Raw genomic sequence first — 21,598 nt, 5'->3', positions numbered from 1 at the left:
AAGATAAAATAAAAAGCCGGCAGATAAAATAAGCTGCCGGCTTTTTAACTATTATTAACATTAGTTAGTGTGAGGTGGTGGTGGTTTTAGTATGATGATGTTTAGGGTGTGCCCTGCGCCATGCAGCACGGCGTTTTTTCTCATCGGCCCGGCGTTGTTCGTTACCTATAATATAACCGCCACCGGCTCCTATGGCACCACCAATTAGGGCTCCCCCAACATTATGGCCTATAAGTCCGCCCGCAACCGCACCGCCGGCACCGCCTATAATGGCGCCTTTAGCCTGTTTGCTCATTTTCTTTTTAGTTTGTGCCTGCGCGCTAACTGTTAGCGTTAGCAGAAACGCTACAAACAGACAGGCATATATCATTAGCTTTTTCATAAAACATGTATTGATAAGTGTTAAAAAACAATTTCTAAACATACCTATACAAATAGCAAGCCGCTTATATAAAAAGGGCCCTTAAATAACTAAAGGATGACATTTTATTTCAGAAAAGCCAGCACAACTGCAGAAAACTGTATAGTTCTGGATGCACTATTATGATCGCCTGTAACATAATTGAGCTTAGAACCGGGGATAAGTTTGTTAAGAGCGGTTTCTGATCCGTTGTCATGATCTTCAGTACCGCAAATGATCATAACGGGTATTTTTACTTTGGCTAATTCCTGTGGACTTGTGGAGGGCTGGTATTTTTGCTGTAAAGCCAGCGCAGTTACATCAAAGGCTGGATTGCTGTGGATGTAATTGATCATGCCATCCACATCGTGAAAGGTAGTATCGCCCATGAGCGCCTTGTAGGCATGGATCCGCCTGGGCCATTCCGGGTTGGTATAGGCATCGCCCATGCCTCCCATCACCAGTTTTTGTATCCGCTTATCCAGCACCAATAATCGCGAAGCAATAATGGAACCTCGCGAATAGCCAACTATGTCATATTTTTTAAGCTTAAGGCTGCTGGCCAAGCCTATGATGTCTTTGGCCTCGGCATCATTCGCGTAACCAGCATCCGTATGGGGTTTGTCTGACCGGCCATTACCCCGCTGATCTAAAATGATCACTTGATAACCGGCATTTAAAAGGTCGGTATAAAGCTGACCTTTTTTCCAGCCTTCACCAGTACCCGAAAAGCCATGGACCAGTATCACCGGAAAACCATTTCCCTTTACCTCGTAATATATTTTTGTACCATCAAAAGAAGTGTAGTAATTACCAGCGGCCTGCTGCGCATGGCTGCAATAACCAGTCATTAATAATAGCAGGATGATGATACTTTTTCTCATGACAATGGGATCTGCTATTTTACAAACTGGTTAATGATCAAAACACCTATTAAGCCAATAACCGAAACCAAGGATTCCATCATTGACCATGATTTGATAGTATCTTTGATGCTCAGGTTAAAATATTCTTTATAAAGCCAGAAACCAGAATCGTTCACATGCGAAAAAGCCAGGCTGCCCGCTCCTATCGATAATACCATTAAGTTGGGGTTCACATGATTTTGTAACACCAGCGAAGCCACAATACCCGCGGCTGTTAACCCTGCTACCGTAGCCGAGCCTAAACTTATCCGGATAATAGCGGCGATAACCCAACCCAACACAAGTGGCGGAAGGTTTAGCTTCTCTAACTGGGCAGCAATTTGGTCGCTCACACCACTGGCGGTCAATACCTCTTTAAAAGCTCCTGAACCGGCGATGATCAATAAGATTAAAGCGATATCTTTAATGGCATCGGTATAATTAGTTGCCAGTTGACTCATATTCCTGCCCTGCTTCACGCCCAAAGTAAAGGTGGCCACAATAAGGGCAATCAACATTACAATGGATGGATCGCCCAGGAAAGTTACCAGTTTTAACAAGCCGGGATCTTTAATGCCGAGATACGGAAAAAATGCCGTAAGCATGAGTAGTATCACAGGCAGCAGGGCGGTAAAGAAACTATTAAAAGCGCCGGGCAGTTTTTCTTCGGGTAGTTCTTCGGCCCTGAAGGTAGCTAACGGCTCCGAGGGTATCTTTTTCAGAAAACGAGCAAATACGGGCCCTGCCAATATAATGGCGGGGATGGCTATCATCAACCCATAAATAAAGGTGGTAGCCATATTGGCATGAAACAATACCACCAATGCCGATGGTGATGGATGCGGCGGTAAGAACCCATGGGTTACAGATAGCGAGGCCAGCATAGGCAAACCAATATATACCGCAGGTAATTTATATTTATACACCACCGAAAATATAAGTGGTACCATCAGCACAAAGCCAATGCCGTAAAACAGTGGTATACCGATAATAAAACCGGCGGTTACCAGCGCCCATTGTATGTATTTTTGGCCAACGGCATTCACCAGTACTTCGGCAATTTTTTGGGCGGCACCGCTTACAGCCACCAGCTTGCCCAGCATAGCACCCAGACAAATAATAATAAGCAGTTGCCCCATAATATCGCCCATGCCTTTTTGTACAGACGCGGTAACTTTATTGATAGGGATACCCAGCATCAAACCAGCGGCAATAGATACCAAAAGAAAAGCGATAAACGGATTAACTTTTGCCCAGCTTACCAATAAAACAAGCAGGATAATACAGATCAGTATAGTTAGTAATGCCATGATTTAAACTGTTAGGTACAGGTAAGCAGCTTGGTGAAGCCCGGCCGCATGTTATCTGCCTAAAGTAATAACAATATTTGAGTTTCGGATTTTTATAGACAAAACCGTTACAATTAACCGGTCAGTTGTTACAAAGGCTGATCCCAATCAGCCTGTAATGGCAGCAGGAAGTAAAATTCGGCGCCTTTGCCATCCTCGCTCTCTACAGCAATTTTTCCATGGTGCAGCCTGATGATCTCGGCCGATAAATAAAGACCAATACCAAAGCCCGACAATCCACGAGTGCTCTCATCTTCCACCCGGTAAAAACGCTGAAAAACATTTTGCTGATCTTTGGCTTTTAAGCCTATACCTTCATCTTTTACACTTACCCGCAAATGTTCAGTAAGTTTTTTAACCTCTACAGTTATGGCACTGCCTTTGGGCGAATATTTTACGGCATTGCTGATAAAATTACCTATTACCTGAGCTATCTTTTCCCTGTCGGCGGTGATCTGTACAGTTTGTCTGTTTTCAAAAGATAAAACATGATCTGGTGCTATGAGCATTTTATCGGCTGCTATCTCGGTAAGCAACTCGTTCATATCAAAAGTTTGGGTATTCAACTGTAGTTTACCCGACTCAATTTTTGACATATCCAGAAAACCATGAATGAGCCTGTTCATTTTGTTGATCTGTTTTTCTGACTTTTCAAGAGCGTTTATAAAAAAATCATCATCCGCTTTTTTTGCTTTTGATACCAGTAACTGGGTATAGGCTTTAAGTGAGGTGAGCGGCGTTTTTAACTCATGACTGGCCATAGCTATAAAATCATTTTTCATGATCTCCTCCTGTTTACGTTTGGTAATATCATTAATGGTACCCAGCATGCGTACGGGTTTACCGCGTTCATCATACAAAATCTTCCCGGTTGTTCGTATCCAATGTACCGATCCATCGGCCCATATTATACGCGCCTCGTATAAATAAACACCTGTTTTTATGGCTTTTTTATAGGCATTATTTACTATCGCCTTATCATCGGGGTGTATCATATCCCGCAATTCGGGGTGTGTTAACTTATCTTCAGGGTCAAGACCAAATATGACAGAAAGCGTTGGTGATGCGATAACATCATTAGTCACCAGGTCAAGATCCCAGTTGCCTATGCCTGTAGCTTCAATAGCCAAGCGCAAGCGTTCTTCGGCGTCTTCTAAAAGCTGCCTGGCTATTACCTGCTTGGTTACTTCTGTGGCAACAATCATAACGCCGGTTACCTTATTATTATTGTCCTTAACAGGTTGGTAAACAAAGTCAAAATAAAACAAATTAACATGCTCATTCCGGTTAAGCCTGATGGGAGTTTCATAACCATAATGGATATGACCGCTTTTATAAGCATCCTTAACCAGGTTTATATAATCACTCGCGTTGTCTCCATCCAATGCAAGGGTAAGCGGCAGACCAATAATATTGGCCTGTTTTCCCCATAATTCAAGCACATTCGCATTGGCCGATTCAATGATGAGATCAGGGCCTTTCAGAAAACTGATGGCCACCGGAGCCTGGATAATCAGATCATCTATGTATTGTCTTGCAGTTATATTTTGATCGTTCTTTTTCAAAACTTTAATTAAAACAAAAATATATATAGATCTGCTCTTTTTTTATGATTCAATAATATAAAAAATAGTTAAGTTTGTACTTTATTTACCCGATAATTTTTTAGCCCAAGTCATAGCTTTTTATGCTATTTTAGTTACATTTATCCGCATACCTCAGATCCTTTGGCCTTTTCACTTTTTAATATTTTTATGTCAAAACGTATTTTAGTATTAGATGATAATCAGGACATATTAGATATTGTGCATGAAACCCTTACCTATGAACAGTTTGAGGTAAAAAGTACTTCGAACAGCCTGGATGTATTGCCTTTAATGGAGCAGTTTCTTCCGGATCTGGTTATACTTGACTACCGCGTTTCCGGTACCACAGGTGGCGAAATTTGCAAAAACATCAAGTTGCACAGTAAATTCAATAACATACCGGTTATTATATTCTCGGCCTATCTGAATAATGATGACCACCTGCTTAACTACGGTTGCGATGGTGTTATTAATAAACCTTTTGATCTTTCTGAACTGGTTGAAAAGGTGAATAATTTAATATAAGCTTTTAAAAGATACATCTTCCATTAGGTCCATGCCGGTAATTTTACTACCCTTTATTTTTCTTCATATCCGCTTTCTCAACGGCAATCATTAACAGACAAATAAAAAACATTCTTCAAAATGATATTTTATTGCAACATCTATTAAAATTGAGCCTTAAAAATTCCATTTAACTAATAATTAGATATTTAGATTCAAACATTCATAATTTTATTATTTTTGTTAGTACCAGGCGTTATAGAATATTGATATACAATTAAAGTACCGATCGTATATGGTTATTCCAGCAAATTCAATTGAATCCATCAGAGCTCAAGGTAAAAGATTACCTATGTGCCCTAAGTGTAAGGCTCCACTTGACGACCGCGTACCAAGGGGCGCTTTTGTAAAAACCATATTCTTCTTTCTACCCTTAAAACGCTATATCTGTTATAAGTGTCAGCGCAAACGCTATGTACTACGGTAGTTAATCAAAACATTATTTTTTATGCTTTAGATTAAGCAAAACATACCTAATAGTATGTTTTGCTTAATCTAAAGCTCATTTTCATAACAGGTATTGTAATTTGCGCACTATTTTATTTATAGTGACCGACCTAAATTCAACTACCAAAAGAAAAAAAAAGTATCACTGCTCCAAATGCGGTGAGCCTTTCCATTTCCAGTTAAAGAGAAACTGGTTTGTAAAAAGAGTATTATATTTTTTGCCTGTGAGGAAGTACTTCTGTGCCAAATGTAAAAAAGCATCCTATATTTTTGTGGACCAATCACATCCATAGCCGGCTTCGGATGTTTGCTTAAATAGCCATTAAAATCGGTTTTTTATTTTATTTGTACCTGTTACGAAAATAAATCGCTTTGTTATTAAGTATAATCGGCAATATTTAACTGTACTTTAAGTACTTAACTATTACTTTGGTACAAGAATTGCTAAACTTAGCATAGTTTGCTTTTTTATTATCTGAAAGCAATTATAGACGATACTTAAAGACAAAATATGAGACGGATTTTAGCAGTAGACGACGACAGCGACATTCTGGAGGTTTTACAGTACATATTGGAAGATTCGGGCTATGAGGTGATAACCCTTGCTGATGGGCATTATCTTTTTGACAAGATAAGAGAAAGTCAGCCCGATCTTATCCTATTAGACATTATGTTAGGTAATTTAGACGGGCGTGAGCTTTGCAAAGATGTTAAAAGCAGTATAGAAACACATAATATACCGGTTATATTGATATCGGCAAGCCATGAGGTGTCCAGAACATTAAACCAAACCGGCGCCCCTGATGATTTTATCGCAAAACCATTTGATATTGATGTTTTACTTGGAAGCATTAACCGGCAATTACATAATGCAGCTTAAAATGCACAAATAGCAGGTCGTAACCGCAATTACTCCTGCTATCGCTTTAAAGCCTATTTCCCTGTTCAGGCATTGATATTAAATGCCCTATCCCTTTTAGCCCTGTTACGTAATTTGAAAAATACAATCAGGTTTAAAAAGTGCATAGCCCCCAGTATCAGAATAATACACCCTACCTTATAGCTTAAAACTTCCACCACTACCTGCGTACTGATTATGCTGCCTGTTTCTTTAAGGGCCAAACTCATGTAGCCTATATTCACGAGGTAAAACCCTACTACCAGCAACTTGTTCACAGAATCGGCCAATTCATTATTGCCGTGAAAAATATCCACCAAAAATATACGTCCGTTTTTAAATAGCACTTTAGCCACCCATACGGTTAATGCGATGCTTACCAGCAGGTAAACAATGTAGGTTAAGATAAAATAGTTCATGATTGTGATTATTTATATGTTATTAATTATTGAATTTTCAGTAAAAAATGAAATTTGGAGATAAAAAAATATTACTTGAATATTTTAAATATCGAACCAAAAAACCAACTCTCCTCGGCTTTGAGCATGGTATCTAAAGTTTTGTTTACATTATTGGCCAGCTTGTTAATATCGGTAACCGAGGAATGGAATGCTTTAAAGGCGGGATCTTTTTTATCCCCTTTCACCTCCGTTAACTGGCCTAATATTTTGATCACCGGGTCGAGCTCACGTTTTTTGCGTTCTTCGGCCACCCGCCTGGCAATTATCCAGGTATCTTTTTCGGCATAAAAGTATTCTTTACGCTCACCGGTTTTATGCTGTTTTTCAACCAGGCCCCAGCCAATCAGGTCGCGCAGGGTCATATTGGCATTCCCGCGCGATATGCTCAGCTCGGCCATTACCTCTTCGGTAGTTAAAGCCTCCGGCGAAATGAGCAGCAAGGCATGTACTTGGGCCATAGTGCGGTTAATCCCCCACTCCGACCCCAATTTACCCCAGGCTTCAATAAATTTCAGCTTTGCTTCTGCCAATTCCATATACAAATATAAATAACTTTTTAAACTTTCAAAAATAAATGAAAGATATTTTTGATTTGGGATGTGGGATGTTTGTCATGCTGAGCGGAGCGAAGCATCTATTGTACGCCATACATCGCGAAGAAGATCCTTCGTTCCTCAGGATGACAGCGTTAATTGAATTGGCATCTTTTCAAACTCACCACTCACCACTCACCGTTTTCAGCTCCTTATCTATCTTTTTATTCCACTCCTCCTGTGCGGCCATGTTCATGCCGTGAGCGGTTTCGGTATCATATTGCTCCTGCATCACGTTCATTTCATGAAACGATTCCAGGTATTGTACATTGATAGGGCCATCATAATTATCTACTGTATATTTTTCCGCCTTTAGTTTTTGCTTAAACCGTTCTATGATAATCTTTACAATATCAAAGTGCCTTTGCTCGTGATTCAAACTGTAGGCATTTTTACTGTCGGGTTTTACCCAGCAGGCACTTTTAGGTAAAAAGGCTTTCAAACCCAGATGCACGTTAACCATGCTTTTACTCACACTCACATCTTCACTATAACCAATGCTGGGTAAAACTTCGGCGCCAAACCGGCTGTTGTTGACTGGTTTGGCCTTAAAATCGTCCCACGTTAAAGGCCTTTTGGATGAATAATAAATGGTGTCACCTTCGGGCTCCTCCGTATAATCGGTAAAAATGATCTTCACACCTTTTGCCAGTTTAATATTGGTGCCGGCCTCCTTATTTATCCAGGTATTAAAAAAGGTAAGGCCGTACTCAAGCGCATGACGTAATACCATTTCTACGTCAACCTCCTGGTTAACGTATCGGTTATAACCAGCACTGCCATTATAATCTGTCAGATGGATATTTTGACCATCCCTTTGCAGGTAAAAAGATAAGGACACTTTTACTTTACCTTCTACATGATTGCCAGGCAGTGGTGTTTCATCAAGTTTAAACTTCTCTAAATGGATCATCACCGGTCTTAACGTTTTATCGGGCGGGAGGGCGGCAGTCACAAACTGTCTGATAGCCGCTAATGCACCTCCTTTAAAGTCAATGGCATACTTTACCGCGTTACCTGGGCCAGGTGGTAACAGCCAGGCTACCGCGGTACGGTCGGTCCGGTTATCTATTACCCCGGCTACATAAAACTCTTTTGCAGATACAGGCAGTCGCTCATTATTTAAAACAATCGGATCCGTTGCTTTTTGAGCTTTTAAAATTGGCGAAGAAATTAAAATAATGAATAACAGCAGCTTAACCCGCAGTCGCACCGGGCGTAACCACACAGCAACTAAGTCAATTAATACAACATCATCCATCATACTATATAATGCATAATGTTCAAATAAATTGCCTTTAAGTGTACTATTTGGTTACCTTTGACCATCGATACCAGTGCTATGGTTTTGTTCAACAATTTTAAAGTTTTCCACACACATATTGTCTTAAGTATTACCTTCGTTAATTAGTTGTGTTATCCACATTTGTTAATTACTTATGTTAATAGCTCTTTTTCGTTTCGCTAATTTAGCACCATCGTTAGTATGCGCTTTATGATCAAAATAAAATACATTTCCCTGTTAATCCCCGTATTTATTGTTTCAACGGCCAGCGCGCAGCAAAATCCATCCTTCCAGGTTTACCGCAGTTATCACACGGCTATGGACCTGATGGACAAGGGCAAATTTGCCTCTGCTGCCGAGCAATTCCGCACTGTTGAAGCCTCACGCCTTAAAACAGCCACCCAGCCCCAGTTTGAGTCGGAGCTGTCGCTGGTAAAAGAAAACAGCCAGTATTACGAGGCTTTTTGCGCCCTTAATTTGGGCAATGACGATGCCGAAAGCATGTTTCTGCGCTTTATTAAAGAGCATCCCGAAAATCCATTAACCAAGCTGGCTTATTTCCAAATAGGTAAATCGTATTTTAAACAAGGTAAATATGAAGATGCCATCCGCTGGTTTGACAAGGTTGAGGCAGGCGAACTGAACGGTCATGACAATACCGAGTACAAATTCCGCAAAGGTTATGCTTATTTCTCACTTAAAGATTATAAGAACGCGCAACTGCTTTTTGCCGAAGTAAAAAACAAACGCTCGGAGTTTACCGAGGATGCTACCTATTATTTTGCCTATATAGCTTATCTCAACAAGGATTATCACCTGGCGCTGGCCAATTTTGAAAAACTTAAAAATTCCAAAAAATACGAAAACAGCTATCCATACTACATATCGGCGGTTTACTTTTTGGATAAACGCTATGATGATGTGCTGAGCTATGCGGTGCCTATTGTAAATAACACCCACCAGGAGCATGAAACTGAGATGCTGCGCATTATTGCCGCCTCCTATTTTGCTAAGGCCAATTACGATAACGCGGTTAAATATTATGATCGTTTCCAAAGCCGCGACCAGGGTAAAACCCAAAACACACAGGATAGCTACCAAATCGGTTACACTTATTATAAAGTGGGTAATTACGCGAAAGCAGCCACCGAGTTGGAGCGCCTAATAGAGCAGGGCGATGTGTACAGCCAAAGTGGTAATTACACGCTGGGTGATGTTTTCCTGAAAATGAATAACAAACAAAGCGCCCGTAATGCATTCTTAGCGGCTTCTAAACTCACTTACGACAAGCAACTCCAGGAAGACGCTTTGTATGAATATGCCAAACTATCCTATGAGCTCGATTTCAATACCGAAGCGCTGGCGGCTACCCGTTTATATTTAAAAAATTATCCGCGTTCACGTCGTAATGATGAAGTGAAAGTGTTGCTTGGCGAGGAATTGCTGAACTCCCGTAATTACAAGGAGGCCGTTGAAATACTGGAGCCGATACCTAACAAATCGGAAAGCGCGCAGATTGCTTATCAGAAAGTAACTTATTACCGCGGTCTGGAATTTTATAATGAGCGGGCTTTTGAAAACGCTATTGGTATTTTCCTGCGTTCGTTAAAAAACCCTGTAGATCGGAGGACTCAGGCTTTAACTACTTACTGGATGGCCGAGGCTATGTATGAGGTACGTAAATATGGCGAATCGGTGGAAAACTTTGAAGCGTTTTTAAGTATGCCCGAAGCCAAAGAGACCGATCTGGCCAACTACGCCAATTATGCACTGGCCTATGCTGCCTTTTATGGCGAGCAATACAAAAAAGCCGCCAATTATTTCGAAAAATTTCTGCGTGGCGACGTAAAAGATAAAAACACCGAAAACGACGCGATAACCAGGCTGGGCGATAGCTATTTTGTATTGAAAAGCTACGGCACCGCGCTTGATTATTATAACCGCATTATAGCCATGCATAACCAGGGCGAAGATTACGCCTTGTTTCAGCGCGGTATGATACAGGGATTACAAGGTTCGCTGGATACCAAGATCAGTACGTTGAACGATGTCTTGAACGCCTTCCCGAATTCGGATTATGCCGATGATGCTTCTTTCGAGATAGCTTATACCTATTTCCTAAAAAATGATGGCGACCGTGCAAAAACCGATCTGAACGCCATGATCCAGAAGTATCCGCACAGCAGCTATGTACCGCGCGCGCTGACTACCATCGGCCTAATTGACTACAATGCCGGTCATGACGATCTGGCTGTAGAATCATTCAAAAAAGTGGTTGCAGATTATTCCTCAACCGATGAGGCCAAACAATCGCTCAAACAAATTGAAAAAATATATACCGATAAAGGCGATGCCCAAACATTTATCAATTACGCGGGTACAACCTCTATTGGCAACTATACCACCTCGCAGCAGGAAGATATCATGATCACCGCTGCCAACAACCTTTATTTAAAAGGCGACTGGCAAGGAGCTGTAGGCGCAGTAAACGCCTATCTGGATAAATTCCCAAGCAAACAGATCTACGAAAAACAAGCCAGATTTATCAGGGCCCAAAGTTTGGTTAACCTGAACAGATCGCAGGAAGCCGTTGTTGATTATAACATTATCCTGAACGACTGGACAAGCGCCTATACCGAGAAATCATTGATCAGCATGGCTAAGCTGTATATCTCTCAGAAAAAGTATAATGAGGCTATCGTGTTTCTGAAAAAACTGGAAACCAACGCCGAGTTTAAAGAGGATTACTCTTTCGCTATCAATAATCTGATGCTTTGCTATGCGCAGATGAACATGCCTGACGATGTGCTGAACTACGTAAAACAGATCAGAGGTAATGACAAGGCCGCCCAGGAAGATAAATTCCGCACTGGTTTATACGCCGGCGAAGCTTATCTGCAAAAAGGCGATACCACTGCAGCGATAAAAGAATTTGATTACACGGTAACCAACACCAAAACCATAGCCGCTGCCGAAGCTAAATATAACATTGCTAATGTGGAATACTTAAAAGGCAGGTACAAAACATCGCAAAAGATGTGTTTCGACCTGGCTAAGGAAATGCCGAACTATGATTACTGGGTAGCCAAAACCTATATTTTGCTGGCCGATAATTATGTAAAGTTGAAGGATAATTTCCAGGCAAAAGCCACGCTGCAAAGTATTATTGAAAATTATAAAGGTAACGACGATGTATTGCCTACAGCTAAACAAAAGTTGGGTGTACTGACGGGCAAACCTGTAAAAATAGAGGCCACTGCACCAGATACAAGTGATAATAAACCGGCCCCGGCCGATACCACCAAAACCGGTCAAAACTAACAGGATGGCAAAGAATAAGATAAAAAGACAGGCAATGAAATTAAAATATATCTATACGCTGCTTACCTTAATAATAGCATTATACTTTGTCCCTGCACAAGCGCAAACAAAGAAACCGACCAAAAAGGCCACTACTAAAACTGCAGCAAAAAAAGCGCCGGCAAAACCGGCAGCTAAAAAACCTGCGGCAAAAACTACTGCCTCTAAAAAAGCCAGCACATCATCAAAAAACTTAGGTGATGCCGCGGCAAAATCTGCTGCGGATACCACCAAAAAGGGCGGCAACGGTACCAATGCCGATAACGGCGGCAGTCTTTCTGAAGAGATCGTAGTAACTACCGCTTACAAACCGGTACTGGCCGACGCGGTGAAAATACGCCGTAACCCAGATCTGGAAGATAAAGCACCGTTTAAAGCTCCTTTAGTATATGCTCCGCTTGATAAAAGACAGGAACAAAACTCAGAGATCCGTCAGTTGGAAGCCATGAAAAGGCCACCAGAGCAGGACTCGGTTCTGCTGAACAATTATGTTAAAGCAGGCGCGGGAAATCTAAAATCTCTTTTTGGTGAAGCATACTTTTCAAACGGTCGTGACCAGGCATTGCAGTTTGGAGGTTACCTGAAACATTTTTCACAGTCAGGATCATTAGAAAAACAAAGCCAGAGTAAAGATGATGTTGGCGTATTTGGTAAAAGCATCATGGGTGATAATAACATCAGTGGTCGCATCACCTACAACCGCATGGGTACCAACTTTTACGGATATGATCAATCGGCCCCTGATAACAGCTTTGTACCCGGCAAGCAACATTTCAACACCATTGGCGCCGAAGCCGAGCTGGCCAAGAACTATAAAGACGTAGAAAACGATTTCACCTATGCATTGAAAATAAAAGGTTATGCCTTCAGCAACGCCTACCAGGCCAGGGAAAACAACTTCGTAATATCAGGCTTTATCAACCAAACCGTAAAACAATTTTATGCAGGATTGAGCGGTTCGGTGGATCTGAGTTCACAGAAAGATAGTCTTTATAAAATCAGTAATAACATTTTGAGGTTAAACCCTTATATCAAATTCCAGGGCACCAATTATAAAATTGACGCGGGTGTAAACATCGAGAAGGAATTTGGCGATTTTGGCAAGTTCTACATTTTCCCTGCCGCTAAATTAGAGGTGCAGGTGATCCCGAAATACGTGCGTTTGTTTGTAGAGGCTAAAGGCGATATCAACCGGACATCCTTGCATGACCTGGCTTACATTAATCCTTTCATCGGCCAAAACATCGAGATCAAAAACTCGGTTGACCAGTTGGATCTCAGCGCGGGCTTAAAAGGCACACTGGCTCCCGGTTTAAGCTTTAAGGCATCCGTGTTCCGCAACAGTGTTAAAAATATGCCGCTATTGGTAAGCAATTTCGACGCCGAAGTAAACAAGTTCAAAGTGATTTATGATGATGGCAAAGCCCGTGTGAACGGCTTTAACGGCGAGCTTGATTTTAAAGCCAGTGATGATTTTAACATTTTTGGTCGTGTAGAGATCAAAGATTACCAAATGGCATCAGAAGCACAGCCCTGGAACCTGCCAAAATTTTTATTAACCGCCGGTACATCCATCAATATTAATAACCAGGTAAGTATTACCGGTTCGTTATTGTTCCGCGGCTCAACAAACGACAGGATATCTACCACTTCTGGCGGTACATCAACTATGGTTCAGAAGCCAATTGCCTCCTTTGCCGATTTAAGCGGCGGTGTTCAATACAAGGCTACCCATCAAATAACGGTATTTGTACAGGCTAATAACATTTTAAGCACCAGTTATCAGAACTGGTTATACTATCCTAACTACGGATTTAATATCTTTGGCGGCGTTGGGTATTCGTTTTAGACGGGATTCGAGGTTCGTGTGATGTGGTTCGTGTTATGCGGAAATACCGAAATCACGTCACACGAACCTCGAACCCAATAACGTGAACCAGGTAACACGAAGCAATTTACCTTATGCCTTTTGATGTTTTATAATTAACCGTATTTTTAGCGAATGGATATAGCCAATTATTTAAGCGAACTGTTAGGCCGACATAGTAAAGTAGGTGTGCCGGGCCTTGGTTCATTTACACAAGTGCGTGTAAATGGTTATTATAACAGCGCCGAAGGCAAATTATATCCGCCAGGTTACCAGGTACAGTTCAGTCCGGATCCATTCGATGATGATACGCTGGTAGAGCATATCGCCCAAAAGAAAAACATCTCGCTGGCATCATCCAAATATTTTACCGAAAAGTATATCACCTCCCTAAAACAGGATGCCGCTTTTAAAGAAGTCCCCTTCGCCAACCTGGGCTGGTTTTATACCAACAATGAGGAGATAGCGTTTAAAGCCGGCGAAAATCATAACGAAGGTCCCGAGTTTTATGGCCTGGCACCCATCGCCATTAAAAAGCTTAATCAGCAGACCGAAAGTTCGGAAGCCGGGAGGTCCGAAAGTCCTGCCGCTCAGCCGCTGCCTTTCACGGTAGCTCCACAAGAGCCCGTTGTTACTCCACCTGCGCCAACGGCCGATCAGCCCGAGGTATATGAGGATGAAGAAGTGGAAGAAAAACCACGTTCGGCAAGTCCATGGCTTATTGCGCTCATCATTTTGATCGTTCTTGCGGTGGCAGCATTTGCACTTTATAAATACAACCCGGCATTGTTCAATTTTGTCAGGCAACCGGCAAAACCCGGTGCCGAACAACCTAAAACACAGCCTGCGGCTGCAGCAGACAGTGCGAATGACAGTAATAAAACAGCCGCCCCTATTTTGGATACAGCAAAGGCAATTTCTAAACCCGATACGGCGTTAAAGAAAACAGTGGCAGCTGCCGATACCACAGCCAAACCTGAATTTGTGATATTTGCCGGCTCATTTAAAACGCAAAAGAAAAGCAACGAAGCTGTTAAAATTTACAAAAGCGTTGGTGTTGATGCCCGTGCATGGCATGGCCCAGGTTCTGGTAAGTATATTAAAATAATCATTGGCAGTTTTGCCACATCTGCAGAAGCAGAAGCCGAAAGACTTAAATTAATAAAAGAAAAAAAAATAAGCAAACTCTCATACAGCCAAGAAATTAACGAAAAGAAATGACATTATTATTGATACAGCAGATAGCAGATACCGCGAAACACCTGGCAGACACCGCAGGCCACATTACACAACCTATCACCACACAGCCCGAAGAGCTGCGTTTTGGCGATCTATTGATCAAGGGTGGTTGGGTAATGGTTCCCATTGGTATTTTGGCTGTTTTAGGTCTGGTGATATTTTTTGAACGGTATTTTACCATCCGCAAAGCCTCCAAAAACGAGGCTAACCTGATGCTGCAGGTACGCTCAAGTATCCACTCGGGTAACCTGGAATCGGCCATAGCGCTTTGCCGTAATAATAATTCGCCCCTGGGCCGTATGCTGCAAAAAGGGTTGCTGCGTATCGGTCGCCCGATTAAGGATATTGAGGGCGCTATTGAAAACGTAGGCAAGCTGGAAGTATCCAAATTGGAAAAAAACATCGGTATCCTGGGTATTGTTGCAGGTATCGCGCCCATGTTTGGGTTCCTGGGTACTATTGCCGGGGTAATCAAGATCTTTTATGATATATCTAAAACAGATAACATCAGCATGGGTGTTATATCTGGCGGTTTATATGTAAAAATGGTAACATCTGCCGCCGGGTTGATGGTAGGTATCGTAGCTTATGTATGTTACCATATTTTGAATATGATGGTTGATAAGGTAATTTTGAGCCTGGAAACTGATGCTATTGAATTTATTGATCTGTTAGAGGAGCCAAGCAAATGAATTTAAGAAAAAGACATAGAGGTGCATCGGCAGAGGTTCATACCTCGGCCATGAACGACATCATGTTCTTCCTGCTTTTGTTTTTCCTCATCGCATCAACAGTTACTAACCCAAATGTGATCAAGCTGGTACTGCCCAAATCATCAAGCGGGCAATCGGTATCCAAAAAAACCATCACGGTATCGGTAACTAAGGATCTGAAATATTACGTCGACAAAAAGGAAGTTCCGGTAGATGCCCTGCAAACTACCTTATCCGGATATAAAACCCTGGCAACCGAACTCACCATAGTTTTATACGTTGATAAAACTGTAGCCATACAGGATGTGGTTCAGGTAATGGATATAGCACAAAAATTAAACATCAAACTGGTTCTGGCAACGGAACCTAAAGGGTAGTTTAGAAGTGTGAGTGCGGGCTCAAAGAGCCAGTGTTTAATAGCTCTGCAAAATTAGCTCCCGCACTCGCAACTGACACCCCGCACTAATAAAAAAATGGAATACAGAGAAGAAAATAACTATCCAAAGGCATTCGCGGCAACAGGCATTATTTTGGCTGTGCTTATTGCTGCCTGTTATTTTATCGTGTTTCAAAACCCGCCAAAACAGGAAGAAGGCACCGGGGGCATACTGGTAAATTACGGTACGGTTGATGAAGGTATGGGCAACAATTATATGAGCACCGAGGAACCTTCGGTTGCTGAAAAGGCCAATAATACCAAACCGGATAAAGTTACCCACGAAAAACCCACCGAGGATAAACCCACACCGCAAACCAGCGACAAAACCGTGGTGACCCAAAATACAGAGGACGCACCGGAAGTGGCTGCGCCTACAAAAAAACCAACCAATACCGTAACTACTCCGCAGCCAACCAAAACACCGGCCAAACCTACCGTGAACCAGAATGCCTTATATAAAGGCAAGGCTACAACCGGCACCGGCGAAGGCGATGGAACCGGCAGTACACCAGGCAACCAGGGCAAACCAACCGGTACAACCCTCACCAATAACTACAACGGAACAGGATCTGGCAATGGCGGTAGCCTCAATCTGCAATCACGCAATTTTGTAAGTAAACCCAATGTTGATGATGGTAATCGTTTTACAGGCAAGGTAGTGATAGATATACAGGTAGATAAAGCTGGCAATGTAACTTATGCCAAGGCAGGCCGCGGAACCACCATATCTGATTATAACCTGATCCAAAAATGCGAGGATGCCGTAAGAAACTCCCGCATCAGCCCGGCAGAAAACGCCCCCGATACCCAAAAAGGTGCTGTAGTATTTGTATTTAAGGTAAATTAGACGTCAGTTTGCAGTTTTGAGTTTGCAGTTTGCACTTCCAAACTATAGCTTTGTTTCCCGGTAATTGCATTAAACGTTGCTAACTGCAAACCGGCAACTGCAAACTACCAACCATGAACTACAACGAAACCATCCAATACCTATACACCCAACTCCCCATGTTTACGCGCGATGGGGCTTCGGCTTTTAAAAAGGACCTCACCAATACCATTGAGCTTTGCAAACGTTTGAATGATCCTCAGCATCAATTTAAAAGCGTGCATATTGGAGGCACCAACGGCAAAGGTTCTACATCGCACATGCTGGCGGCTATTCTGCAAACGGCAGGATACAAAACCGGTTTGTATACATCGCCCCACCTGAAAGATTTCAGAGAACGCATCCGGGTTAACGGGCAAATGATCAGCGAGCAAACCGTGATTGATTTTGTGGCGCAACACCGTGCTGATTTTGAAGAGATAGCTCCTTCCTTTTTTGAGATGACCGTAGCCCTGGCTTTTGACGTTTTTGCTCGCGAAAAGGTAGATATCGCTATAATTGAAGTAGGCTTGGGTGGCCGGCTGGATTCTACTAACGTGATCACGCCACTCCTGTCGGTGATTACTAACATCGGTTGGGACCATATGAACATGCTGGGTGATACCCTGCAACTGATAGCAGGCGAAAAGGCAGGTATCATTAAACCCGGCATCCCGGTGGTTATCGGCGAACATCAGCCGGAAGTCGCTTCTATTTTTATAGATAAGGCACGGGCAATGCAATCGGAACTACTGTTTGGATCCGATTATTGGAAAATCTACCCATCTGTTGGCGAGTCACAGGTTTCTGATTATTTATCATTTGCGATAGAGAAAACACGTCCGGAGATTTCCTATTATAAACTGAAACTTGACCTTCCCGGTACATACCAACTCAAAAATGTTAAAACCGTTTTAACCACGATTGAAGAATTAAAAAAAATGGATTTTGACATCAGCGATGATAACATTCGTAACGGTTTATCACGGGTTAAAACGCTCACCGGCTTACATGGCCGCTGGGAAATTTTAAATACTCAACCGCTGACCATTTGTGATACCGGGCATAACACTGACGGCATACAGGAGGTAGTCAAAAACATTGCCGCGGTTGATTACCAGCAACTGCATTTTGTAATAGGTATGGTGAATGATAAGGACATTACCAAAGTACTCGCTCTGCTCCCAACAAAAGCTATCTATTACTTCTGCAAACCAGATATCCCGAGGGGATTAGATGCTGAAAGCTTAATGCTTAAAGCAGAAAGCTTTGATTTACACGGAGAGACTTACCCATCAGTAAAAGCGGCATTATCAGCCGCCCAGGCTAATGCCACCGATAACGACCTGGTGTTTGTTGGTGGCAGCACTTTTGTGGTGGCAGAGGTGGTATAAGCTAATTGTTGAGTTAGTGAATTATTGATTTATTGAATATAGAATCAGATAAATTTATTCTATCCGTTTCCATTCCACTTCCCCGGTTGCTGTAGCACCTGTAGTTGGGGCGGGTACCGTATACTTAAACACATTCCCTACCAATGTAAATGGCCGTTTTTGCTGTGTACCCTCCCAGTTAGGAAACGAAGCGTGGTCGATATGGAAAATAATAGTGCCTGTAGCATTGTCTACACTATAGGTTCCAAAATGCGCATTGCTGCCTTTTACTGCTTCTCTGTTCTCTTCATCAGTACCTTTGCTTTTATCATTTGCTGCAAATTTGGTACGGCCCTGGCTAAATATCTGTAGCGCATAACGGCCACTTTTATCTAAAACAAGCAACCCCTGTGGATTATCGCCATATAAATGCACCCTACTGCCATCCGCAAGTATATTATCAACAGCAATTAACGAATATGTTCCGGCAATGCTCACAGTTGCCGGCTTTGATAACATGCTGCTTTTTTGTTGGGCACTAACAGGTAAACAGCAAAAAATGGAAAATATAAACATCAGGGTACTTTTCATATGTCAAAGTTAAATTTGCTATGTACCTTTATCAAGTAGGCACAAAAAAGTAGCCTGCTTACAAATAAGTTACCATGCTGTAAATCAGCTATTTTATTTTTAACTGATGGATAAAAAAGTAAAAAGAGAGGCGCCAAAATGCGGAATTGATTATGCTTTTCAACGAATTGGAGGCAAATATAAAGGTCGTATCCTATGGCGCTTAAGGGTTGGCACCTTACGCTATGGCGAACTGCGGAAAACAGTGATCGGGATAACATCAAAAATGCTTACACAGGCTTTAAGAGAACTGGAAGATGATGGGTTGATTAGTCGGAAAGTATATGTAGAAGTACCTCCCAGAGTTGAATATACCCTTACAGATACGGGTAAAGGGCTGCTCCCTTTTTTATCTGTATTAAGAGATTGGGCCAAAGAGCAAATGTTGATAAACCACATTGAGGCTATGCCTGGACGTTCTTAACATAACAAATTATTTACTTCCGCTTTCTGCATAAAATTCTATTTTTACTTTTCTTAAAATCATCGCAATTCTCACATTTATTCTATGACATATCTACCATCAGCAGACAGATACAAAAAAATGCAATATCGCCGCTGCGGCCATAGCGGCATCAAACTTCCGGCTATTTCGCTGGGTTTGTGGCACAATTTCGGGCATGTAGATGTAACCGAAACTTACCGCAAAATTTTACACCTGGCTTTCGATAGCGGCATTACGCACTTTGATCTGGCCAACAACTACGGTCCGCCCCCGGGTTCTGCCGAAGAGAATTTCGGTCGTATTTTAAAAGAGGATTTTCATGGCTACCGCGATGAGATGATCATCTCGAGCAAAGCTGGTTATACCATGTGGGATGGCCCTTATGGCGACTGGGGCTCTAAAAAATACCTGGTAGCCAGTTTGGATCAAAGCCTGAAACGCATGGGTTTGGATTATGTGGATATATTTTACCACCATCGTCCCGATCCGGAAACACCGCTGGAAGAAACCATGGCCGCGCTTGATCTGATTGTTCGTCAAGGTAAAGCTTTATACGCGGGTATCTCCAACTATCCGGCTGCCGAAGCTGCGAAAGCTATCGCGATATTGAAAGACCTGGGTACGCCCTGCCTCATCCATCAGCCCAAATATTCTATGTTTGTACGTGATCCGGAAGAAGGCTTACTGGATGTGCTGGGTAACACCGGTGTGGGCTGTATCCCTTTTTCGCCGTTGGCACAGGGCTTGCTCACCAATAAATACCTGCATGGCATTCCCGAAGATTCAAGGGCCGCCAAATCAACCGGTTTCCTGCAAAAGGACCAGGTAACTCCTGAAAGGATTGCCCAGATAAAACAATTGAATGACCTGGCCCTGAAACGCGGCCAAACACTGGCTCAAATGGCGTTGGCCTGGCTGCTGAAAGATAGCCGGGTAACTTCGGTGCTGATTGGTGCAAGCCGTGCTGAACAATTGGCCGATTCATTAAAGGCGCTGGATAATATCACATTCTCGGCTGATGAGCTTAGCCAGATAGAAAAAATACTGGCCCTCTAATCCCCTGAAGGGGAAACTGACTTGCGCGTGTATATACAGGCTATAAATCAGGTAGGTTAATCAGTTATAAATTAAATTCAAGTTATTAAAAAGTCTTCCCCTTCAGGGGGAGACTTAGAGGGGGCTTATGAGCAATATAAACTGGGGTATCATTGGTTGCGGCGATGTAACCGAATTAAAAAGCGGACCGGCATTTAAAAAAGTAGCCGATAGTAACCTATTGGCTGTAATGCGACGCGACGCTGCCAAGGCGGCCGACTACGCACAGCGCCATCTGGTAAACCAATGGTACAGTGATGCCGAAAAACTGATGGACGAGGCCGGCGTTAATGCTATTTATATAGCCACTCCCCCCTCCTCGCACCTGGAATATGCGCTAAGTGCCTTAAAAAAGGGGCTGAACGTTTATGTCGAAAAACCGGTTACCCGCAATGCAACTGAAGCCCGCGCTATGGCCGAAGCTGTAAAACAAAGTAATGCCAAACTAACCGTTGCCCATTATCGCCGTGCCGTACCCATGTTTCTGGCGGTCAAAGAGCTGATCGATACCCAAAAGATAGGTGATATCCGCACTGTACAGATCAGGATGTGGCAAAGCCGCAAACCAGGGCTAATCGCTACAACCAAGGACAACTGGCGGGTTAACCCCGAGTTATCTGGTGGCGGTTATTTTCATGACCTTGCCCCACACCAGCTCGATCTGATGCTGTATTATTTTGGCGAGCCTGAAAAATACCATGGACTCTCGCTCAATCAATCGGGCGTTACCCCGGCTGATGATCATGTTTGCGGGCAGATCTTATTTAAAAACAAAGTAGTGGTAAACGGGTCCTGGTGCTTTAATGTAGCCGAAAACCTCACCACCGATACCTGCGAGATCATCGGCACTAAGGGCAAGATCACTTTTCCGTTCTTTGGTAATTACATCAGCTGGAAAACTGATACTGAAGATGAAACCGTCACTTTTACCCATCCGCAGCACATTCAGCAACCCATGATCGAAAAGATAGTTACTTACTTCAAAAGCGAAGGCCCCAACCCCTGCAGCATTGAAGAAGCTATTGTGCTAATGGATGTGATGGATGCATTCACCAACAACGGATAAAAAGCGTTGTTGTTTTGG

General features: G+C 42.6%; 20 protein-coding genes. 12 read left to right on the top strand and 8 right to left on the bottom strand.

Going from position 1 to position 21,598, the window contains the following annotated elements; all coding sequences use genetic code 11:
* Positions 1 to 64: 64 nt before the first annotated feature.
* From AB6735_RS11150 to AB6735_RS11135, 4 genes are all read right to left on the bottom strand, one after another.
* A complete protein-coding gene (locus AB6735_RS11150; RefSeq protein ID WP_370996003.1) occupies positions 65 to 382 on the bottom strand; it encodes a YMGG-like glycine zipper-containing protein in 318 nt (105 codons plus the stop codon).
* Positions 383 to 486: 104 nt separating this feature from the next.
* Positions 487 to 1,284: an alpha/beta fold hydrolase gene (locus AB6735_RS11145; RefSeq protein ID WP_370996002.1), complete on the bottom strand. Its 798-nt coding sequence runs from the start codon at positions 1,282 to 1,284 to the stop codon at positions 487 to 489.
* 14 nt (positions 1,285 to 1,298) lie between these two features.
* Entirely contained in the window at positions 1,299 to 2,615 is a 1,317-nt protein-coding gene (locus tag AB6735_RS11140; RefSeq protein WP_370996001.1) for a gluconate:H+ symporter, read from the bottom strand.
* 128 nt (positions 2,616 to 2,743) lie between these two features.
* Positions 2,744 to 4,219, bottom strand: coding sequence for a sensor histidine kinase (locus AB6735_RS11135; protein ID WP_370996000.1), 1,476 nt, complete (start codon positions 4,217 to 4,219; stop codon positions 2,744 to 2,746).
* A 189-nt stretch (positions 4,220 to 4,408) separates the two neighbouring features.
* Between AB6735_RS11135 and AB6735_RS11130 the strand changes: the two genes are divergently transcribed.
* Both AB6735_RS11130 and AB6735_RS11125 read left to right on the top strand, forming a co-directional pair.
* Positions 4,409 to 4,765 (top strand): response regulator, encoded by a 357-nt coding sequence (locus tag AB6735_RS11130; RefSeq protein WP_370995999.1) that lies wholly within the window; start codon positions 4,409 to 4,411, stop codon positions 4,763 to 4,765.
* Positions 4,766 to 5,762: 997 nt separating this feature from the next.
* On the top strand, positions 5,763 to 6,131 hold the full coding sequence (locus AB6735_RS11125) for a PleD family two-component system response regulator (protein ID WP_370995998.1): 369 nt from the start codon (positions 5,763 to 5,765) through the stop codon (positions 6,129 to 6,131).
* 65 nt (positions 6,132 to 6,196) lie between these two features.
* Here AB6735_RS11125 and AB6735_RS11120 read toward each other — a convergent pair whose 3' ends face one another.
* The 3 genes from AB6735_RS11120 to AB6735_RS11110 all read right to left on the bottom strand — a co-directional run bounded on the left by AB6735_RS11120 (position 6,197) and on the right by AB6735_RS11110 (position 8,467).
* Complete coding sequence (locus AB6735_RS11120) at positions 6,197 to 6,568, bottom strand: hypothetical protein (protein ID WP_370995997.1); 372 nt, start codon at positions 6,566 to 6,568, stop codon at positions 6,197 to 6,199.
* Positions 6,569 to 6,639: 71 nt separating this feature from the next.
* The gene (locus tag AB6735_RS11115; RefSeq protein WP_370995996.1) at positions 6,640 to 7,146 is read right to left on the bottom strand and encodes a GbsR/MarR family transcriptional regulator; all 507 of its coding nucleotides are present in this window, start codon (positions 7,144 to 7,146) and stop codon (positions 6,640 to 6,642) included.
* Positions 7,147 to 7,324: 178 nt separating this feature from the next.
* Entirely contained in the window at positions 7,325 to 8,467 is a 1,143-nt protein-coding gene (locus AB6735_RS11110; protein ID WP_370995995.1) for a hypothetical protein, read from the bottom strand.
* Between the two features lie 231 nt (positions 8,468 to 8,698).
* Here AB6735_RS11110 and AB6735_RS11105 point away from each other — a divergent pair, with 231 nt between their 5' ends.
* The 7 genes from AB6735_RS11105 (at position 8,699) to AB6735_RS11075 (ending at position 18,365) form a co-directional block, all read left to right on the top strand.
* Positions 8,699 to 11,809 carry a tetratricopeptide repeat protein gene (locus tag AB6735_RS11105; protein WP_370995994.1) on the top strand — a complete coding sequence of 1,037 codons (3,111 nt, stop codon included), beginning with the start codon at positions 8,699 to 8,701 and terminating at the stop codon, positions 11,807 to 11,809.
* A gap of 34 nt (positions 11,810 to 11,843) precedes the next feature.
* On the top strand, positions 11,844 to 13,697 hold the full coding sequence (locus tag AB6735_RS11100) for a hypothetical protein (protein WP_370995993.1): 1,854 nt from the start codon (positions 11,844 to 11,846) through the stop codon (positions 13,695 to 13,697).
* 153 nt (positions 13,698 to 13,850) lie between these two features.
* Positions 13,851 to 14,936, top strand: a complete 1,086-nt coding sequence (locus tag AB6735_RS11095) for a hypothetical protein (RefSeq protein ID WP_370995992.1) — start codon at positions 13,851 to 13,853, stop codon at positions 14,934 to 14,936.
* The gene (locus tag AB6735_RS11090) at positions 14,933 to 15,646 is read left to right on the top strand and encodes a MotA/TolQ/ExbB proton channel family protein (RefSeq protein WP_084192179.1); all 714 of its coding nucleotides are present in this window, start codon (positions 14,933 to 14,935) and stop codon (positions 15,644 to 15,646) included. Before AB6735_RS11095 ends, AB6735_RS11090 begins: the two co-directional genes overlap by 4 nt.
* A complete protein-coding gene (locus tag AB6735_RS11085) occupies positions 15,643 to 16,044 on the top strand; it encodes a biopolymer transporter ExbD (RefSeq protein ID WP_295717316.1) in 402 nt (133 codons plus the stop codon). The genes AB6735_RS11090 and AB6735_RS11085 overlap by 4 nt, the downstream gene beginning before the upstream one ends.
* A gap of 96 nt (positions 16,045 to 16,140) precedes the next feature.
* Complete coding sequence (locus AB6735_RS11080) at positions 16,141 to 16,953, top strand: energy transducer TonB (protein ID WP_370995991.1); 813 nt, start codon at positions 16,141 to 16,143, stop codon at positions 16,951 to 16,953.
* Positions 16,954 to 17,066: 113 nt separating this feature from the next.
* On the top strand, positions 17,067 to 18,365 hold the full coding sequence (locus AB6735_RS11075) for a folylpolyglutamate synthase/dihydrofolate synthase family protein (protein WP_370995990.1): 1,299 nt from the start codon (positions 17,067 to 17,069) through the stop codon (positions 18,363 to 18,365).
* A 54-nt stretch (positions 18,366 to 18,419) separates the two neighbouring features.
* Here the strand turns inward: AB6735_RS11075 and AB6735_RS11070 are convergent, their stop codons facing one another.
* On the bottom strand, positions 18,420 to 18,935 hold the full coding sequence (locus tag AB6735_RS11070; RefSeq protein ID WP_370995989.1) for a lipocalin-like domain-containing protein: 516 nt from the start codon (positions 18,933 to 18,935) through the stop codon (positions 18,420 to 18,422).
* 106 nt (positions 18,936 to 19,041) lie between these two features.
* Here AB6735_RS11070 and AB6735_RS11065 point away from each other — a divergent pair, with 106 nt between their 5' ends.
* From AB6735_RS11065 to AB6735_RS11055, 3 genes are all read left to right on the top strand, one after another.
* Positions 19,042 to 19,398 (top strand): winged helix-turn-helix transcriptional regulator, encoded by a 357-nt coding sequence (locus AB6735_RS11065; protein WP_370995988.1) that lies wholly within the window; start codon positions 19,042 to 19,044, stop codon positions 19,396 to 19,398.
* A gap of 84 nt (positions 19,399 to 19,482) precedes the next feature.
* Complete coding sequence (gene mgrA, locus AB6735_RS11060) at positions 19,483 to 20,475, top strand: L-glyceraldehyde 3-phosphate reductase (RefSeq protein WP_370995987.1); 993 nt, start codon at positions 19,483 to 19,485, stop codon at positions 20,473 to 20,475.
* 127 nt (positions 20,476 to 20,602) lie between these two features.
* Positions 20,603 to 21,580, top strand: a complete 978-nt coding sequence (locus tag AB6735_RS11055; protein WP_370995986.1) for a Gfo/Idh/MocA family protein — start codon at positions 20,603 to 20,605, stop codon at positions 21,578 to 21,580.
* Positions 21,581 to 21,598 lie beyond the last annotated feature (18 nt).

Origin of the sequence: Mucilaginibacter sp. RCC_168, assembly GCF_041355315.1 — a bacterium.
Classification (GTDB): Bacteria; Bacteroidota; Bacteroidia; order Sphingobacteriales; family Sphingobacteriaceae; genus Mucilaginibacter.
Note: the sequence above shows the minus strand (reverse complement) of the source record. Positions and strands in the feature narration are given on the sequence as shown.

Coding starts and splice junctions, on each gene's coding strand:
- AB6735_RS11085 (WP_295717316.1), top strand. CDS start 15,643: ATGAATTTAAGAAAAAGACATAGAGGTGCATCGGCAGAGGTTCATACC.
- AB6735_RS11090 (WP_084192179.1), top strand. CDS start 14,933: ATGACATTATTATTGATACAGCAGATAGCAGATACCGCGAAACACCTG.
- AB6735_RS11055 (WP_370995986.1), top strand. CDS start 20,603: ATGAGCAATATAAACTGGGGTATCATTGGTTGCGGCGATGTAACCGAA.
- AB6735_RS11095 (WP_370995992.1), top strand. CDS start 13,851: ATGGATATAGCCAATTATTTAAGCGAACTGTTAGGCCGACATAGTAAA.
- AB6735_RS11140 (WP_370996001.1), bottom strand. CDS start 2,615: ATGGCATTACTAACTATACTGATCTGTATTATCCTGCTTGTTTTATTG.
- AB6735_RS11105 (WP_370995994.1), top strand. CDS start 8,699: ATGATCAAAATAAAATACATTTCCCTGTTAATCCCCGTATTTATTGTT.
- AB6735_RS11125 (WP_370995998.1), top strand. CDS start 5,763: ATGAGACGGATTTTAGCAGTAGACGACGACAGCGACATTCTGGAGGTT.
- AB6735_RS11080 (WP_370995991.1), top strand. CDS start 16,141: ATGGAATACAGAGAAGAAAATAACTATCCAAAGGCATTCGCGGCAACA.
- AB6735_RS11145 (WP_370996002.1), bottom strand. CDS start 1,284: ATGAGAAAAAGTATCATCATCCTGCTATTATTAATGACTGGTTATTGC.
- AB6735_RS11070 (WP_370995989.1), bottom strand. CDS start 18,935: ATGAAAAGTACCCTGATGTTTATATTTTCCATTTTTTGCTGTTTACCT.
- AB6735_RS11110 (WP_370995995.1), bottom strand. CDS start 8,467: ATGATGGATGATGTTGTATTAATTGACTTAGTTGCTGTGTGGTTACGC.
- AB6735_RS11100 (WP_370995993.1), top strand. CDS start 11,844: ATGAAATTAAAATATATCTATACGCTGCTTACCTTAATAATAGCATTA.
- AB6735_RS11150 (WP_370996003.1), bottom strand. CDS start 382: ATGAAAAAGCTAATGATATATGCCTGTCTGTTTGTAGCGTTTCTGCTA.
- AB6735_RS11075 (WP_370995990.1), top strand. CDS start 17,067: ATGAACTACAACGAAACCATCCAATACCTATACACCCAACTCCCCATG.
- AB6735_RS11115 (WP_370995996.1), bottom strand. CDS start 7,146: ATGGAATTGGCAGAAGCAAAGCTGAAATTTATTGAAGCCTGGGGTAAA.
- AB6735_RS11120 (WP_370995997.1), bottom strand. CDS start 6,568: ATGAACTATTTTATCTTAACCTACATTGTTTACCTGCTGGTAAGCATC.
- mgrA (WP_370995987.1), top strand. CDS start 19,483: ATGACATATCTACCATCAGCAGACAGATACAAAAAAATGCAATATCGC.
- AB6735_RS11130 (WP_370995999.1), top strand. CDS start 4,409: ATGTCAAAACGTATTTTAGTATTAGATGATAATCAGGACATATTAGAT.
- AB6735_RS11065 (WP_370995988.1), top strand. CDS start 19,042: ATGGATAAAAAAGTAAAAAGAGAGGCGCCAAAATGCGGAATTGATTAT.